Source organism: Sphingomonas epibiotica, from assembly GCF_039615155.1.
GTDB lineage: Bacteria > Pseudomonadota > Alphaproteobacteria > Sphingomonadales > Sphingomonadaceae > Sphingomonas.
The window spans coordinates 388113-404292 of record NZ_JBDGHY010000001.1 but is presented as its reverse complement, the minus strand read 5'-3'; the positions used below and the strand labels follow the sequence as shown (position 1 = coordinate 404292).

Sequence of the window (16180 nt, the reverse complement as noted above, 5' to 3'; positions counted from 1 at the left end):
ATCCAAACGATACCGTAGGGCGTATCGTCGCGATCATGGCGCGGCTTCGGGATCGCGAACGCGGCTGCGAATGGGATTGCGCGCAAACATTCGCGACCATTGCCCCCTACACGATTGAGGAAGCGTATGAAGTTGCCGACGCGATCGAGCGCGGCGATATCGACGACCTGAAGGACGAATTGGGCGATCTGCTGCTCCAGGTCGTCTTCCACAGCCGCATTGCCGAGGAAGCCGGCCAGTTCGCCTTGCGCGATGTCGTCGACGCGATCAGTGACAAGATGGAACGACGCCATCCGCATATCTTTGGCAACAGCGAAACCGGCGGACATTACCTCTGGGAACAGGTGAAGGCTGCGGAGCGCCTTCGGAAACCGGGACAGGATGGCGCGCTGGCCGGGGTCGCCTTGGGCCTGCCGGCCCTTGCTCGCGCGGAAAAGCTTCAAAAGCGTGCCGCCCGCGTCGGGTTCGACTGGCCGGATGCGAGCGGTCCACGCGCGAAGATCGACGAAGAATTGATCGAAGTCGAACAGGCTGCAACGATCGAAGCGCGGTTCGAGGAAATTGGCGACCTGCTATTCTCGGTCGTCAATTGGGCGCGGCATATGGGCGTCGATCCCGAAGCAGCGCTACGCGCCGCCAATGGAAAGTTCGAACGACGGTTCAAAGCGATGGAAGCCGAAGATCCCGGCTTCGCCGACCGCACCCTTTCCGAACAGGAAGCGGCGTGGCACCGCGCCAAACGCTGATCAATGGTGTACGAAGGTATCTGTAACCGAAGGTTAACGATACGGATCAACAATCAGCGGTTCAGGAACCGGTCGTAATCGGTCGGTGACATGCGGACATCGTACAAGGCGCGATCATCATCGATCCAATGGTCGGTGACCTCCCCATGCGCATGCAGCCAGGCGGCGCTGGCGCCGTCTTCCGGAGCCAGCGCGATGCGATAGCGGCGATGTCCCTGCGTCAACCGATCGCCGATGGTGCGAACGAGTCGATCTACCCCTTCCCCGGTCAGCGCCGAGAGGGCGACAACGTCGTCACGGTGCGACGCTTCGCCCAGCATCTCGGTACGGTCTTCTTCGCTTAGTAGATCGAGCTTGTTCCATGCCTCGATCCGGGGCGTGGTTTCGTCGACGCCGATCTCGGCCAGCACGGCTTCGACGTCGGTCGCCTGTGCTTCGGTATCGGGATGGGCAACGTCACGAACATGGACCAACAGGTCGGCCGATACGACCTCTTCAAGCGTGGCCTTGAAGGCAGCGACCAGTTGGGTCGGCAGTTCCGAAACGAATCCCACCGTGTCTGATAGGATCGCCTTGTCGATGCCGGGCAAGGAAACCTGTCGCAAAGTCGGGTCAAGAGTCGCGAAAAGCAGATTTTCCGCCATGACGTCGGCGCCGGTCAGGCGGTTGAACAGCGTCGACTTGCCGGCGTTGGTGTAGCCGACCAGCGCAACGACGGGCCACGGGGCACGCTGTCTCCGGTCGCGATGGAGCGTCCGGGTGCGCGATACGCCCTCCAGTTCACGCCGCAGCCGTGCCATCCGGTCGCGAATAAGACGACGGTCAGCCTCGATCTGGGTTTCACCAGGACCGCCGAGAAACCCGAACCCGCCGCGCTGGCGTTCAAGGTGTGTCCAGCTGCGCACCAGCCGACCAGCTTGGTAATCGAGGTGCGCCAGCTCAACCTGCAAACGTCCCTCGGCTGTCCGGGCGCGTTCACCGAAGATTTCAAGGATCAGTCCGGTTCGGTCGATGACCTTGCAACCCAGCGCCGTTTCCAAATTGCGCTGTTGCACCGGCGTCAATGCCGCATCGAACACCGCCAATTGTATATCCTCATCCCGGACGATCGCGGCCAGTTGATCGACCTGACCGCTGCCGAGCAGCGTCGCCGGCTTGGGCGCGCGGACGCGGAACGGCACGCGGTGGCGAACCTCCACGCCGATAGCTAGTGCCAGCCCGGCGGTTTCCTCAAGCCGAGCGTCGGCATCGCGCGCCGACCCGCCCATGTCGGGCAGGACGACGATTGCAGTTGCGCCGCGCGCGAACTCCTGCGCGTCGCGATCGAAACCGGTACTCAAGCCTCGTCCGCTCCCGACGCCTGTTCTTCCGCAAGATTCAGCGGATTGGCTGGCTGAATGGTCGAAACGGCATGCTTGTAGACAAGCTGCGACATGCCCTCGCGCTGGAGCAGCATGCAGAACAGGTCGAAGGCGGCGATCTGGCCCTGTAGCATGACCCCGTTCACTAGGAACATGGTGACGTTTTCCTGCGCCTTGCGAACCGCGTTCAGGAAGATTTCCTGTAACGGCGCATTCTTCGACGTGTTTTCAGATGCCGCCTGAATCACCGATGACAGGTCCGCCGGACCGGCAGGCATGATGGTGGAGATGGCGTGTTTGTAAATGAGCTGCGACTGTCCGTCGCGGCGCAGCAACACCGAGAAGTTGTCGAACCAAGTCACGATGCCCTGAAGCTTGACGCCTTTAACCAGAAACATGGTGACCGGCGTTTTCGACCGGCGGAGCGAGTTGAGAAACAGGTCCTGAAGCGACCCGTGCCTGTCGGCCATGGTTTGCCCTTGTTCTTGGCGGGGAATTTCCCGCGTGAGTGTCTTTGACCGGCACCCGGTTGCCGTGCCCCTGCGGCACGGACCTACAATTTAGGTCGCATCGGGCGCGCCCGCAATGGTCCGTTCCGGCTATTCGTCGCCGCGCGTCTCGGTGATCCCCAGCAGCTTCAGTTTGCGGTGCAGCGCAGAGCGCTCCATCCCGATAAAGGTCGCGGTACGCGAAATATTGCCGGAGAAACGCCGAATCTGCACCCGCAGATATTCGCGTTCGAACGATTCGCGAGCCTCGCGCAGCGGCGACCCCATGATCGCGCTGGCGGTGGCGCCGCCACCCCCCTCGCCCGCCGCGCCCAGTACCTCCGGCGGCAGCAGATCGATATCGATGCGGGCGATACGATTGCCGGGAGCGAGAATGACGGTGCGTTCGACGACGTTGCGCAACTGACGGACATTGCCCGGCCATTCATAGCTTTGCAGCGCGATCATCGCATCGGCAGCCACTTCGGGCGTCGGCACCCGACGCTCATTGGCATAGTGCGCGACGAAATGCTCGACGAGCGGCGGAATATCCTCGCGCCGTTCGGCCAGAGACGGAATTTGCACCGGAACGACGTTCAATCGGTAATACAGGTCCTCGCGGAAATTGCCGTCGAGGATCTCCTGTTGCAGGTCGCGCGCGGTTGCCGAGACGACACGCACATCGACCTTCACCACGCGGGTACCGCCGACACGGGTAAAGCTCTGATCGGTCAGCACGCGCAGGATGCGAGCCTGTGTCGCGATCGGCATGTCAGCGATCTCGTCGAGGAACAGCGTGCCCCCATGCGCCTGTTCGAGCAGTCCGGGGCGGACCAGATTACCGCTCTCTTCGACGCCGAACAGTTCTTCGTCGACGCGCTCGGGGGTCATGCGCGCCGCGCTGACGATGACGAACGGCGCCTGTGCGCGCTGGCTCCAGCCATGCAGTAGGCGGGCAGCGACTTCCTTGCCGACCCCTGCCCCGCCGGTGATGAGCACGCGGCTGCCGGTACCAGCGACGCGCTTCAGCGTCGCGCGAACGCTGTTGATCGCGGTCGAGCTGCCGGTCAGGTCGTCTTCGCGCCCCGCAGACACCCGCAGCGAGGCGACCTCGCGACGGAGCCGTTCGGTCTCGGTCGCGCGCTGGACCATGAACAGCAGTCGTTCCGCCTCGAACGGCTTCTCAATAAAGTCGACCGCACCGCGGCGGATCGCCGCGACGGCGGTGTCGATATTGCCATGGCCGGAGATGACCAGCACCGGCAGCGACGGATCGCGTGCCTTCAGTTCGTCGAGCAGATCTAGACCGTCGAGTCGCGACCCCTGCAACCACACGTCGAGCAGCACCAGCGATGGGCGACGTTGCGCCACCGCTTCTAACGCGGCATCGCTATCGGCGGCGCCACGGGTTTCATACCCTTCGTCCTCAAGGACGCCGGCGACCAGTTCTCGGATGTCGGTTTCGTCGTCGACGACAAGAATGTCGAGCTTCATGCGGAAGTTCCGGTCCGGGTAAGCATGGGATGGCGCGTCTCAACCTCCTGTAGTGCGTCGTCGTCCGAGGTTCCCGAGCCGGCAAGTGCGGCAAGGATCGCCGGATCGAACAGGATCGATACGATCGTCCCTCCTCCGGGACGGTCGGCGAACGATATGGTTCCGAAATGTTCCTCGACGATCTTGCGAACGATGGCGAGGCCGAGGCCCGTCCCACCCTTGCGTGTCGTCATATAGGGTTCGGCGATGCGGTCGCGTTCGACGGGCAGGCCGATGCCGTTGTCGCTAGTGTCGATATGCATGCGCCCCTGCGCGTCGTAGCGGACATCGATTTCGATCCGGCCGCGTTCGGCGCCGTCGGGTCGGGCGGCGACGGCTTCGGTCGCGTTCTTGACGATGTTAGTCAACGCCTGACCCAGCTGGCGACGGTCGCACACCAGCGGCGCGCGGCCGGCCGTTTCGAGGACGAAGTCGATATCGGGATGCGCGACCTCGTGCAGGAACAGGCTTTGCCGAGCCAGCTCGGCGAGCGATTCGTGGCGGAAAACCGGTTTCGGCATTCGGGCGAACGATGAGAATTCATCGACCATCCGGCGCAGGTCGCCCACCTGCCGCACGATCGTTTCGGTCAGGCGGCCGAACGTGCCGTCGTCCTCGGTCAGCTTGCTGCCATAGCGGCGTTGCAGCCGTTCGGCGGCGAGCTGGATCGGGGTCAGCGGGTTCTTGATCTCATGCGCGATGCGGCGCGCGACGTCGGACCATGCTGCTCGGCGCTGGTCGAGCAGCTGTTGCGTGATGTCGTCGAAGGTCAGGATATGCTGGCCATCGTCGCGGGTGATGCGCACCGCCAGCGTCTTTGCCTCGCCCCCCGCCGCAAGCTGAATGATCGCATCCTGCGTCTCTCCGCCGATCAACCCGTCGAGTTCGGGGGCGACCTCCGCCAGCGGACGACCGACCAGCGAGGTCGATCCAGTGCGAAGCAACGCGGTGGCCGAGCTGTTGGCGAGCCGGATGACACGGTCGGGTCCGACCGACATGACGCCGGCACTGACGCCCGACATCACCGCCTCTATCAGCGCGCGGCGGCTGTCGATTTGGGCGTTGGCGGCAACCAGTTCGCCGGTCTGTTCCTGCAACCGTTCGGTCATGCTGTTGAACGCACTGGCGAGGGTACCGATCTCGTCCTTAGTCCGGTTATGGGTCGGTTCGGGGACGCGCGCCGATAGATCGCCATCGGCGATACGCCGCGCGGCACCGACCAGCGCGCCCACCGGCCGGACCAGACGATCGGCGACGGCGAGCGCCACGAACACGGCCAGGCCGACGATCAGCAGTGAAACGATAAAGAGCGCCACGTTGAGCCGCAACTGCACGCTGCGGGATCGCGACAGCAAGGCGTCGTAATCGGACAGGATCTGGCGCGTCCGGTTCAAGCGATCCTGATAGGTCGCCAGATCGATCTCGCGCGCCGAGTACAGATAATAGGGCGTCCCCGCGACCCGAGTGACCGATTGCACCTGTCCGTCACGGACGCTGACATAGCTCGGCTTGCCGGCACGCAATGCGGCGATCGATCGCGGATCGATGCTCCAGCGCAAGGGACCTTCGAAGATGGAAGTCGACGCCAGCGATTTGGGACGCCCGTCCGACGGGATCTCGAACAGAACGGAGTCGGCAAGGCTGCGCATGATGATGCTGGACTGGTACAGCGCCTGGAACGGAGCGCTGTCGACCGGGTAGCGATTCACCAGCAACATCCGCTGGATATCCGTAGCGACGGCGACGTTCTGGCTATCCACCGCGCCTAAAAAGTCGTTGTAGGAGGACTGGGCAAGCGATTGCGCATTCTCGAAAATGCCGCGGGCGCGCGTCGACGACCAGAATTCAAGGCCGTATTGGAACAGGAACGACGCGATCACCGTCACCAGCAGCATGGGCACGCTGGCAAGGATCGAGAACAGCGCGACCAAGCGGACGTGCAGCGTACCAGTGCCACCGATTTCCGAACGAGCCGCGCGTCGCTTGGCGATACGGCGGCCGATCAGAACCAGCAGCGCCATCGCCGGGATGAGGTTGGCGACTAGCACGACGGCCATCAGCGACGGCGATGGCAATCGCCCGCGCGCCGCCTGACTGCCGTCGAACAGGAAATAGCTGCCAATGCCAACCGCGATCGCCACTAGCAGCACCGCGACCTCAATCGCCGGGAACCAGCGCGCCGGGATCGAAGTGGCCCGGGCCGGTTCCGTCAACGCTGCACCCATAGTTGCCGTTTTACAACATTCCACCGGCAACGCACGTCAAATCGCAACATGGTCAAAACCGAACCGATCAGCGTTCCTTGTCAGCATGATAGGGGCGCAGCGCCGGATCGATGCCAAGATCGTCGAGCCGCTTGCGGAGCGTGTTGCGGTTCAGCCCCATCGCCTTCGCCGCACGCAACTGGTTGTTGGCGTGGCGATCCAGCATCGCTTCGATCAGCGGTCGTTCTACGTCGGAGATCAGCCGATCGTAGAGCGTGCCGTTGTCGAGCGCGGCCGGTTCTTCGCGTGCGATCCGCCGAACCCAAGCGCGGACCGCTTCGTCGAGATCGGTATCGGGAAGCGCTGCGGGCCGACCGGTCGCCTCCCCGAGTCCGCCACGCAACTCGGCCGCCTCGATCACCGCGTCGCGGCCGAGGACGGCGACGCGGCGCATCAGATTTTCCAGTTCGCGGACGTTGCCGGGCCAGTCATGGCCTTCGAGCAGCGCCAGCGCCTCTGCGGTCAGCGACTTGCGCGGCAAACCGTCGCGGGCTGCCTGATCGAGAAAGTGGCGGGCGAGCAAAGATATGTCCTGCCGACGTTCGCGCAAAGGCGGCAGCGCAATCGGCACGACGTTCAGACGGTAGAACAGGTCTTCGCGAAACTGACCCGACTGGACCTGTGCCGCCAGCGTCTTGTTGGTCGCGGCAACGATGCGGACATCGGCACGGATCACGCGGGCACCGCCGACGCTGGTGAATTCGCCCGATTGTAGAACCCGCAGCAGGCGGGTTTGCGCCTCCATTGGCATGTCACCAATCTCGTCGAGGAACAGCGTGCCGCCAGCGGCCTGTTCGAACTTGCCGGCCGAGCGCTGCGCTGCGCCGGTGAAGGCACCACGTTCATGACCGAACAGTTCTGCCTCGATCAGTTCGCGCGGGATCGCCGCCATGTTGAGCGCGATGAAGGGCGCGCGGCGGCGGCGACCGAGATCGTGGATCGCGCGGGCGACCAGTTCCTTCCCAGTCCCTGATTCGCCGGTGACCAGAACGGTCAGGTCGGTGGCGACGACTCGGGCGATGATGCGGTACACGTCCTGCATCGCCGGCGAACGCCCGATAAGGGGCAGCGACGAATCGAGCGCCTCCACCGGTTGTTCGTCGGCCGCCCCCGCCCGCCTCGCCAGCGCGCCGCGGACCGCGAGGGCGAGGGTGTCGAGATCGAACGGCTTGGGCAAGTAATCGAACGCCCCCGCCTCGGTCGCGCGGACCGCGGTGGTCAGGGTATTGCGCGCCGACAGGACGATGATCGGCAGGTCGGGATATTCGGTGGCGAGCGATGCCGCCATCTCAAGGCCGTCGCCATCGGGCAAGACGACGTCGGTGACGAGCACTGCTGGCAGTCCGGCGCGCAGCTCGGCACGTAACTGACCCAAGGTGCCGACGCTCTGGACGTCATGGCCTTCGCGGCGCAGCGCCTGAGCAACGACGGTACGGATCGCGGCGTCGTCGTCGACGACCAGAATACGGGCCGCGCTGGTCATGCGCGCGGCAGGTGAATGCGGAACACGGTCATCGGCGGATATCCTTCACGGGCATAGCGGACCAGACCACCCATCTCGCCGACCAGCTTCTCGACCATCGGCAGGCCGAACCCCCGTCCCTCCCGCTTGCCAGATACGAAGGGTTCGAAAAGGTGGCCGGCGATATCGGCGGGTGCGCCAGGGCCATTGTCGGTGACGGTCAGTTCGATCGGTACGGCACGGCGCCCGCTGCCGATGGCATGCGACATGCCATGGCGATAGGCGGTGCCGAGAATGATGCGCGGCGCGTCGACCTTGTCGAGCGCTTCGGCCGCATTCTTTAGCAGGTTCACCATCACCTGCACGAACGCGTCGCGATCGATGCGGACCGGCGGCAGCGACGGATCGAAGCGTTCCTCGATCGTCACGCCGCGCGCGAAACCGGCGGACGCGAGCTGTACCGCATGCGCCAGCACCGGGTAGATATTCTGTGTGACTAGTTCGCGAGGCCGGTCGTCGGTGAAGTCCTGCATACGGTCGATCAGCGCGGCGATGCGGTCGACCTCGGCGATGATGAGGTCGGTCAGCACCGGGCGGTCGTCAACGTCGCCCGACAGGAGCTGCGCCGCACCGCGAATACCCGATAGCGGGTTCTTGATCTCATGGCCGAGCATCGCCGCCGCACCGATCGCCGCGCGTGCGCCCGCCGCCTGGGGCATGGCATGGCCGCCGCGCAGGCCGTACAGCATGACGATCCGCCACGCCGACCCGTGCGCGGCCGGGCTGTCGTGAAAGTCGACCCGCAGCCGCCCGCCGCGCTTCAGCTGCAGTTCGCAGTCATAGCTGGCGAACGCTCGCCCGTCGCGTTGGTCGGCATAGCCCGGCGGCAGCGAGATGATCTGTTCGAGCGACAGGCCGCGCATCGCCCGATCGGACAGGTTCAGCAGCAGTTCGGCCGCGCCGTTGGCATGGGTGACGCAGCCGGCTTCGTCTAGGACGAGCGCCGCGACCGGCAGGCCCGCGAACAGGTCCGCAAAGCCCGGCATCGCCGTCGCCGACGTCACGCCGCCGCGCGCGAGCACCAAGGCGCGTAGAACTCGTCGAGCATGGCGAGCACCGTCTTTGCGCTCGCTTCCTGATTGACCTTGTTACGGAAATCGGCCGAGCCGTGCAGCCCCTTCGTGTACCAGCCAATATGCTTGCGCATCATGTTGACGCCGGTTTCCGCACCATAATGGTCGAGCATCATATGATAATGTTTGAGGATAAGGCGATACTGCTCCTCGATCGAGGGATCGTCGGGTACGTGGCCGCCCGACAACGCCGCCATCACCTGCGCCAGCAACCACGGCCGACCATAGGCGCCGCGACCGATCATGACGCCATCCGCCCCGGACTGGTCGAGGGCGGTCTGCGCGTCGTCGACCGAACAAATATCGCCATTGACGATCACCGGCACCTTCACCGCGTCCTTGACCCGGCGGACGAACGCCCAGTCGGCATGATCGCGGTACATCTGGTTGCGCGTACGACCATGAACGGTGACCATCTGCGCGCCCAGATCCTCGGCGATATGCGCCAGTTCCGGCGCGTTCAGGCTGCTATGGTCCCACCCCATCCGCATCTTGACGGTGACCGGCACCTTTACCGCCTTTACCACCGCCGCGATCAAGTCGGCGGCGAGCGGCAGGTCGCGCATCAGCGCCGATCCGGCATCGCCGTTCGTCACCTTGCGCACCGGGCAGCCCATGTTGATGTCGACGATCGCCGCGCCCTTGTCCTCGGCCAGCTTCGCCGCCTCGCCCATTTCGACGGGCGTACAGCCGACGAGCTGCATCGATACCGGTTCCTCGACCGGGTCCCACATCGCCTTCTGGATCGATTGCCGGGTTTCACGGATCGCGGCCTGGCTGGCGATCATTTCGGTGACGTTCAGCCCCGACCCGTGCCGCCGCACCATCTTGCGGAACGGCAGGTCGGTGACGCCTGTCATCGGCGCGAGGATCACCGGCGTGTCGATGACGACGTCGCCGATACGAATGGGAGCTAGGGTCATAAATTGTGCCTGAAAATTGGGCAGCCCCTAGCGCAAAGCGCCGCGCAGGGCAAGGCTGGCGGGGGCGCGCGCCTTGCGCTAGGCGGACGGCCATGCAGACCGGACCAACAGTCGCGCTGATCGTCGCCGCCGGTAGCGGCACGCGGTCGGGCAGCGCCACCCCGAAGCAATTCGCGCATATCGTCGGACGACCGATGGTCGCTCATGCCTATGCTGCGCTTTCTGCCCATCCGGGGATCGACCGGGTCGTCGTAGTGATCGGTGTCGAGCAGGGCGATGCGCTGCGGTCCGCCATCGGTGACGTCGAGTACGTCATCGGCGGCGCGACCCGGCGCGAAAGCGTCGCCGCCGGCCTTGCCGCGATCGGCGATGCGGCGCGGGTGCTGATTCATGACGCCGCTCGCCCGTTCGTACCGGCTGAAACGATTGACCGCCTGCTTGCCGCACTCGCCCATGGGCCGGGCGCGGTGCCGGTGTTGCCGGTTGCCGATACGCTGGCGCAAGGCGGCGCAGCGCTGGGGGACGTCGTCCCACGCGCGTCGCTGGTTCGCGTTCAGACGCCACAAGCCTTTACCGTGTCGGCGATCCGCGACGCGCATGCCGCGTGGGACGCAAGCGCCGACGCGACCGACGACGCGCAGATGCTGCGCGCGATCGGCCTCGACGTGGCGATGGTCGAAGGAGACCCTATGCTCGACAAGATCACTTACCCGGCCGACTTCGCCTTGGCCGAGGCGCGTGCCCTGCCTGCACGCGTGTCGCGCAGCGCCACCGGATACGACGTCCATCGTCTCGAAGCCGGAGAGGAATTGTGGTTGGGCGGCGTGCTGATTCCGCATGATCGCGGCCTGTCGGGGCATAGTGACGCCGATGTCGCGCTGCATGCCATCACCGACGCGCTGCTGGGCACGATCGGCGCCGGCGATATCGGCACCCATTTCCCGCCGAGCGATCCGCAATGGCGCGGGGCTGAATCGGGGCAGTTCCTCGCCCACGCCGCCAAGCTAGTTCGTGCTGAAGGCGGCGTCATCGATTTCGTCGACCTGACGCTGATCTGCGAAGCGCCCAAGATCGGTCCGCACCGCGCGGCGATGCGCAGCCGGATCGCTGATATCCTGAGCATTGACGAGCGACAGGTCAGCATCAAGGCGACGACCAGCGAACGGCTGGGCTTTACCGGACGGCAGGAAGGGATCGCCGCGCAGGCGATCGCAACGATCCGGGTGCTGGCATGAAGCGCCTCGCCGCCCTCCTCGCGCTGTTCGCCTGCGGTTCGGCTTCGGCGCAGACGCCCCAATCCTGCGTAACGCCCGCCGAGGCCGAGGCGCTGGTGCTGTTCGTCGCGCCCGAGCTGATCCGACAGGCAGGGACACGTTGCGCCAATGCTTTGCCCGCGACCGCGCTGATCCGGCGGACCAGCGGTCCGTTCCTCGCCCGCTATGAAGCCGAGACCGACGCGGCATGGCCGCAGGCGAAGGCGGCGCTCAGCCGGCTGACCGCACCGCAGGCGATCCAGTTGCTCGATTCGTCGTTCGCCGCGCCGATCGTCGCCTCGCTGATCGCACCGATGGTCGTCGGCAATATCGATCCGGCCGATTGTCCGCGGATCGAGCGCGCAGCGAACCTTGTCCAGTCGTTGCCGCCGCGCAACGTCGCCGGACTGGTCGTGCTGTTCGCCCAGATCGATGCCGACCGCCCCAACCCCCAAATGCGCCTGCCGCTATGCGGACAGCGCGCCCGGAATTGATGTGATGGACTCTATCCTGCCCAACGAACTGGTCGAAGCCGCACGCAAGGTCGTCGAGGCAAACCGTGCCGCCGGCCGGCGCATCTCGCTCGCTGAAAGCTGCACCGGCGGGTTGGTATCGGCCGCGATTACCGAAATTCCGGGTTGTTCCGACGTCTTTAACGCCGGGTTCGTCACCTATTCGAACGATGCCAAAGTCGAACTGGTCCGCGTCAGTTCCGACGTGATCGAGACGTTCGGCGCGGTGTCGATCGCCACGGCGTGGAGCATGGCGCAGGGCGCGCTGGAAGTGACGCAGGCCGATGTCGCGGTTGCGATTACCGGCGTCGCAGGTCCGGGCGGCGGCTCCGAGAAGAAGCCGGTCGGAACGGTCGTGTTCGCCCGCGCCGAAAAGGGCGGCGATCCTGCGAAGGTCGTCGCCGACCTGCGACAGTTCGGCGACCTGGGCCGTGGTGGTATCCGGCTTCAGGCGGCGCTGTGCGCGCTCGAACTGCTGCTGCCGCCAGAAGTCGCGCCGGAGGAACCTGTCCCCGAGTCGCCGTAAAGGGCGGCGGCGCGATCCTCGAACGCGCCGATCATCTTGCGCAGTGCGCGGTCGAAGACCTGCCCCGCCAGCATTTCGAACATGCGACTCTTGAACTGAAAGTCGACGCAGAAATCGACGTAGCAGCCGCCCTGCCCGTCGGGGCGGAAGCGCCAGTCGTTGTTCAGATATTTGAGCGGCCCGTCGAGATAGTCGACGCGGATATGGTCCGGTCGCTCTTTCTGCACCTTCGAGGTGAAACTCTCGCGCAGCCCCTTGAACCCGACGATCATGTCCGCGACCATTTCCGTTTCGGTGCTCGACCGCACCCGGATCGCGCTGACCCATGGCAGGAATTCGCCATAGCGCCCTACGTCCGCGACCAGATCGAACATCTGTTCGGAGCTGTAGGGCAGATGGCGGGTTTCGCTATGCTTGGGCATCAGACGCGAACAACGCCCAGCTTAGCATCACGGTTCGCCCGCATCCGTTCGAAATCATCGCCCGCGTGATAGCTCGACCGGGTGAGCGGCGACGACGCGACCAGCAGGAAGCCCTTTGCCCGAGCAATGGCAGCAAAGCCGTCGAACGCCTTGGGCGTGACGAAATCGATGACCTTGGCATGCTTTGGTGTCGGCTGCAGATACTGGCCCATCGTCAGGAAATCGATGTCGGCCGAGCGCATGTCGTCCATAACCTGGTGCACTTCGAGCCGTTCTTCCCCAAGGCCCAACATGATGCCCGACTTGGTAAAGATCGACGGGTCGAGCTTCTTGACGCTCTCCAGCAGGCGTAGCGACGCGTAATAGCGCGCGCCTGGGCGGATCGTCGGGTAGAGGCGCGGCACGGTTTCGAGATTGTGGTTGTAGACGTCGGGGCGCGCCGCGACGATCATCTCCACCGCCGCCTCATGCTTATTGCGGAAATCGGGGGTCAGTATCTCGATCGTCGTCGTCGGGTTCGCCGCGCGGATCGCCTCGATCACCTTCACGAACTGCTTGGCACCGCCGTCGGGCAAATCGTCGCGATCGACCGAGGTGATGACGATATGGTTCAGCCCCATCGCCGCTGCGGCTTCGGCGACATGCTGCGGCTCCATCGGGTCGACCGCGCGCGGCATGCCGGTCTTGACGTTACAGAAGGCGCAGGCACGGGTGCAGGTGTCGCCGAGGATCATGACGGTCGCATGCTTCTTCGACCAGCATTCGCCGATATTAGGACAGGCCGCTTCCTCGCACACCGTCGTCAGGCTTTTCGAGCGCATCAGCGCACGGGTTTCCTGCACAACCTTGCCGGTCGGAGCCTTCACCCGAATCCAATCGGGCTTGCGGGTGCGCTCGGGGCGGGGCAGCGGCGTCATCTCGTTCATGGGCGTCAGATAGCGATGCGCGAGGAAACGAACAACCGCCTGCAACGTTCGGGGCGCCCATGCGTCTAGCGACCGAGGGAAGATTTATACCATCTGACGGAGAATATTTGATGCACTTCAGCGACCTCAAGGAAGGCTATTATCGCTTCCGCGGCACCGAGTGGCAGCAGGAACGCGAACGCTGGAGCGAACTGGCAACGGGCCAGAGCCCGAAGGTGATGGTAATCGCCTGTTCGGACAGCCGTGTCGACCCGGCGACCATCTTCGGCGCGCGCCCGGGCGAGATCTTCGTGGTGCGCAACGTCGCCAATCTGGTGCCGCCGTTCGAGGACGATGGCGGTCGCCACGGCGTGTCGGCGGCGCTGGAATTCGCGGTCACGAAGCTGGAGGTTGAGGAAGTTCTTGTGCTGGGCCACGGGGCGTGCGGCGGCGTGAATGCCTGCCTTACCCAGTCATTGGCCAATACCAAGCCGGGTGAAGGCGGCTTCGTCGCCCACTGGATCGATCTGCTCGACGAAGCGCGCGAGAAGGTCGTCGCGGAGCACGGTACCGGCCCGGAAGGCCAGAAGGCTCTGGAGCAGGAGGGCGTGAAGGTGTCGCTCCAGAACCTGATGACCTTCCCGTTCGTCAAGGAACGGGTCGAGGCGGGCAAGCTCAAGCTGCACGGCGCAGTGTTCGCGATCGAGGATGGCCGCCTGCGCGTGCTGGAAGGCGAGACGTTCGAAAACGCCTGAACGAGTTCGCGGGGCGGGGTTGATCCCCCGCCCCTCTAATTGCCTCAGCCTTCCTTCGGACCGTCCACGGTCACGCGGATATTGAGTTCGCGCAGCTGCTTGGGCGTCGCGTAGTTGGGCGCGCCCATCATCAGGTCTTCGGCTTTCTGCGTCATCGGGAAGGTGATGACCTCGCGGATGTTCGGCTCGTCGGCCAGCAGCATGACGATGCGATCGACGCCCGGTGCCGAGCCACCGTGCGGCGGGGCGCCGAACTTGAAGGCGTTGATCATGCCTGCGAAGTTCGTATCGACGTCGGCCTGTGAGTAGCCGGCGATCTCGAACGCCTTGTACATGATCTCCGGGCGATGGTTCCGGATCGCGCCCGACGACAGCTCCACGCCGTTGCAGACGATGTCGTACTGATAGGCGAGGATGTCGAGCGGGTTCATCGTCTCCAGCGCTTCCATCTCGCCCTGCGGCATCGAGAAGGGGTTGTGGCTGAAATCGACCTTCTTCGCATCCTCGTCATATTCGAACATCGGGAAGTCGACGATCCAACAGAATTCGAACCGCTTGTCGTCGATCAGGCCCAGCGTCTCGGCGACGCGGGTGCGGGCGAGGCCGGCGAGCTTGGCGGCCTGCGCTTCCTTGCCGGCGGCGAAGAACACGCCGTCATCGGGACCGAGGCCGAGCGCTTCGGCGATCTTCGCCATGCCTTCCTCGCCATGGTTCTTGGCGATGGGGCCGCCCCATTCGCCGCCCTTGCGGGTAGCGTAACCGAGGCCAGCGAACCCTTCGGACTGGGCCCAGGCGTTCATGTCGTCGAAGAATTTACGGCTCTTGTCGGCGGTCTTGGGTGCCGGCACCGCGCGCACCACGTCACCCGCCTCGACGATCGAAGCGAAGCGGCCGAAGCCGGAGCCGACGAACAGGTCGGACACATCGGTGATGAGCAGCGGGTTGCGCAGGTCGGGCTTGTCGTTGCCATATTTCAGCATCGATTCGCGGTAGGGAATGCGCTTGAACGGCAGCGGCGACACGGTGCGGCCCTTGCCCTGCCAGTCTGCATATTCCTCGAATACGCCGTGCAGCACGGGTTCGATCGCGGCGAACACGTCTTCCTGCGTGACGAAGCTCATTTCGAAATCGAGCTGGTAGAATTCGCCGGGGCTGCGGTCGGCGCGGGCGTCTTCGTCGCGGAAGCAGGGCGCGATCTGGAAATAGCGGTCGAAGCCGGCAACCATCAGCAGCTGCTTGAACATCTGCGGCGCCTGAGGCAACGCGTAGAACTTGCCAGGATGGACGCGGCTGGGGACCAGATAATCGCGCGCGCCTTCGGGCGACGACGCGGTCAGGATCGGCGTCTGGAACTCGGTGAACCCCTGATCGATCATCCGGCGGCGCAGCGACGCGATGACGTTCGAGCGCAACAGAATGTTCGCGTGCAGCCGTTCGCGACGCAGGTCGAGGAAGCGGTAGCGGAGACGAATGTCTTCCGGATATTCCGCCTCGCCGGCGACCGGCATGGGCAGTTCCTGCGCTGCCGACTGGAGCGTTGCGGCGCGGGCATAGATTTCGATCGCGCCGGTGGCGAGGTTCGGGTTCTTCGTCGCGTCGCTGCGCAGCTTCACGCTGCCATCGATGGTCAGCACCGACTCGGTACGCGCCGATTCGAGAAGGGCGAGCGCGGGCGAGTCGCTGTCGGCCACGATCTGGGTGATGCCGTAATGGTCGCGCAGGTCGATGAACAGCACGCCGCCATGGTCGCGCTTGCGATGCACCCAGCCCGACAGGCGGACGGTGTCGCCGTCGTTCGCGTCCGTGAGCTGGCCGCAGTTATGAGTGCGATAGGCGTGCATCGGTAAGACCTTTGGCGGTGTTTCACTAGAATAGTGATTTCTGGATGTGCGCCGCT

General features: G+C 64.7%; 15 protein-coding genes. 5 read left to right on the top strand and 10 right to left on the bottom strand.

What is annotated here, in order from left to right; translation table 11 throughout:
- Positions 1 to 35: 35 nt before the first annotated feature.
- Complete coding sequence (mazG, locus tag AAIO73_RS01910; protein WP_526023747.1) at positions 36 to 746, top strand: nucleoside triphosphate pyrophosphohydrolase; 711 nt, start codon at positions 36 to 38, stop codon at positions 744 to 746.
- 53 nt (positions 747 to 799) lie between these two features.
- On the opposite strand, the gene hflX is transcribed toward mazG, so the two are convergent.
- The 7 genes from hflX to dusB form a co-directional block, all read right to left on the bottom strand.
- Positions 800 to 2086, bottom strand: coding sequence for a GTPase HflX (gene hflX, locus AAIO73_RS01905; RefSeq protein WP_345875815.1), 1287 nt, complete (start codon positions 2084 to 2086; stop codon positions 800 to 802).
- On the bottom strand, positions 2083 to 2604 hold the full coding sequence (gene hfq / locus AAIO73_RS01900) for an RNA chaperone Hfq (protein WP_345876323.1): 522 nt from the start codon (positions 2602 to 2604) through the stop codon (positions 2083 to 2085). The genes hflX and hfq overlap by 4 nt, the downstream gene beginning before the upstream one ends.
- A gap of 102 nt (positions 2605 to 2706) precedes the next feature.
- Complete coding sequence (gene ntrX, locus AAIO73_RS01895) at positions 2707 to 4089, bottom strand: nitrogen assimilation response regulator NtrX (protein WP_345875813.1); 1383 nt, start codon at positions 4087 to 4089, stop codon at positions 2707 to 2709.
- The gene (locus AAIO73_RS01890) at positions 4086 to 6353 is read right to left on the bottom strand and encodes a sensor histidine kinase (protein ID WP_526023746.1); all 2268 of its coding nucleotides are present in this window, start codon (positions 6351 to 6353) and stop codon (positions 4086 to 4088) included. The genes ntrX and AAIO73_RS01890 overlap by 4 nt, the downstream gene beginning before the upstream one ends.
- A gap of 67 nt (positions 6354 to 6420) precedes the next feature.
- The gene (ntrC, locus tag AAIO73_RS01885) at positions 6421 to 7875 is read right to left on the bottom strand and encodes a nitrogen regulation protein NR(I) (protein WP_345875808.1); all 1455 of its coding nucleotides are present in this window, start codon (positions 7873 to 7875) and stop codon (positions 6421 to 6423) included.
- Positions 7872 to 8939 carry a two-component system sensor histidine kinase NtrB gene (locus AAIO73_RS01880; RefSeq protein WP_526023745.1) on the bottom strand — a complete coding sequence of 356 codons (1068 nt, stop codon included), beginning with the start codon at positions 8937 to 8939 and terminating at the stop codon, positions 7872 to 7874. Before AAIO73_RS01880 ends, ntrC begins: the two co-directional genes overlap by 4 nt.
- Positions 8915 to 9910, bottom strand: coding sequence for a tRNA dihydrouridine synthase DusB (gene dusB, locus AAIO73_RS01875; RefSeq protein WP_345875806.1), 996 nt, complete (start codon positions 9908 to 9910; stop codon positions 8915 to 8917). Before dusB ends, AAIO73_RS01880 begins: the two co-directional genes overlap by 25 nt.
- A gap of 92 nt (positions 9911 to 10002) precedes the next feature.
- Between dusB and AAIO73_RS01870 the strand changes: the two genes are divergently transcribed.
- The 3 genes from AAIO73_RS01870 to AAIO73_RS01860 are packed head-to-tail and all read left to right on the top strand — an operon-like array spanning position 10003 to position 12201.
- Positions 10003 to 11145 (top strand): bifunctional 2-C-methyl-D-erythritol 4-phosphate cytidylyltransferase/2-C-methyl-D-erythritol 2,4-cyclodiphosphate synthase, encoded by a 1143-nt coding sequence (locus AAIO73_RS01870; RefSeq protein WP_345875804.1) that lies wholly within the window; start codon positions 10003 to 10005, stop codon positions 11143 to 11145.
- Positions 11142 to 11657: a hypothetical protein gene (locus tag AAIO73_RS01865; RefSeq protein ID WP_345875802.1), complete on the top strand. Its 516-nt coding sequence runs from the start codon at positions 11142 to 11144 to the stop codon at positions 11655 to 11657. The genes AAIO73_RS01870 and AAIO73_RS01865 overlap by 4 nt, the downstream gene beginning before the upstream one ends.
- A gap of 4 nt (positions 11658 to 11661) precedes the next feature.
- The gene (locus tag AAIO73_RS01860; RefSeq protein ID WP_345875801.1) at positions 11662 to 12201 is read left to right on the top strand and encodes a CinA family protein; all 540 of its coding nucleotides are present in this window, start codon (positions 11662 to 11664) and stop codon (positions 12199 to 12201) included.
- Here the strand turns inward: AAIO73_RS01860 and AAIO73_RS01855 are convergent.
- Both AAIO73_RS01855 and lipA read right to left on the bottom strand, forming a co-directional pair.
- Positions 12123 to 12623: a type II toxin-antitoxin system RatA family toxin gene (locus tag AAIO73_RS01855; RefSeq protein ID WP_345875799.1), complete on the bottom strand. Its 501-nt coding sequence runs from the start codon at positions 12621 to 12623 to the stop codon at positions 12123 to 12125. The two genes, AAIO73_RS01860 and AAIO73_RS01855, sit on opposite strands and share 79 nt — an antisense overlap.
- A complete protein-coding gene (gene lipA / locus AAIO73_RS01850; RefSeq protein ID WP_345875798.1) occupies positions 12623 to 13549 on the bottom strand; it encodes a lipoyl synthase in 927 nt (308 codons plus the stop codon). Before lipA ends, AAIO73_RS01855 begins: the two co-directional genes overlap by 1 nt.
- A 107-nt stretch (positions 13550 to 13656) precedes the next feature.
- On the opposite strand from lipA, the gene AAIO73_RS01845 reads away from it, so the two are divergent.
- Positions 13657 to 14283: a carbonic anhydrase gene (locus AAIO73_RS01845; protein WP_345875796.1), complete on the top strand. Its 627-nt coding sequence runs from the start codon at positions 13657 to 13659 to the stop codon at positions 14281 to 14283.
- 44 nt (positions 14284 to 14327) lie between these two features.
- Here the strand turns inward: AAIO73_RS01845 and aspS are convergent, their stop codons facing one another.
- Complete coding sequence (gene aspS / locus AAIO73_RS01840) at positions 14328 to 16124, bottom strand: aspartate--tRNA ligase (protein ID WP_345875794.1); 1797 nt, start codon at positions 16122 to 16124, stop codon at positions 14328 to 14330.
- Positions 16125 to 16180: the final 56 nt, after the last annotated feature.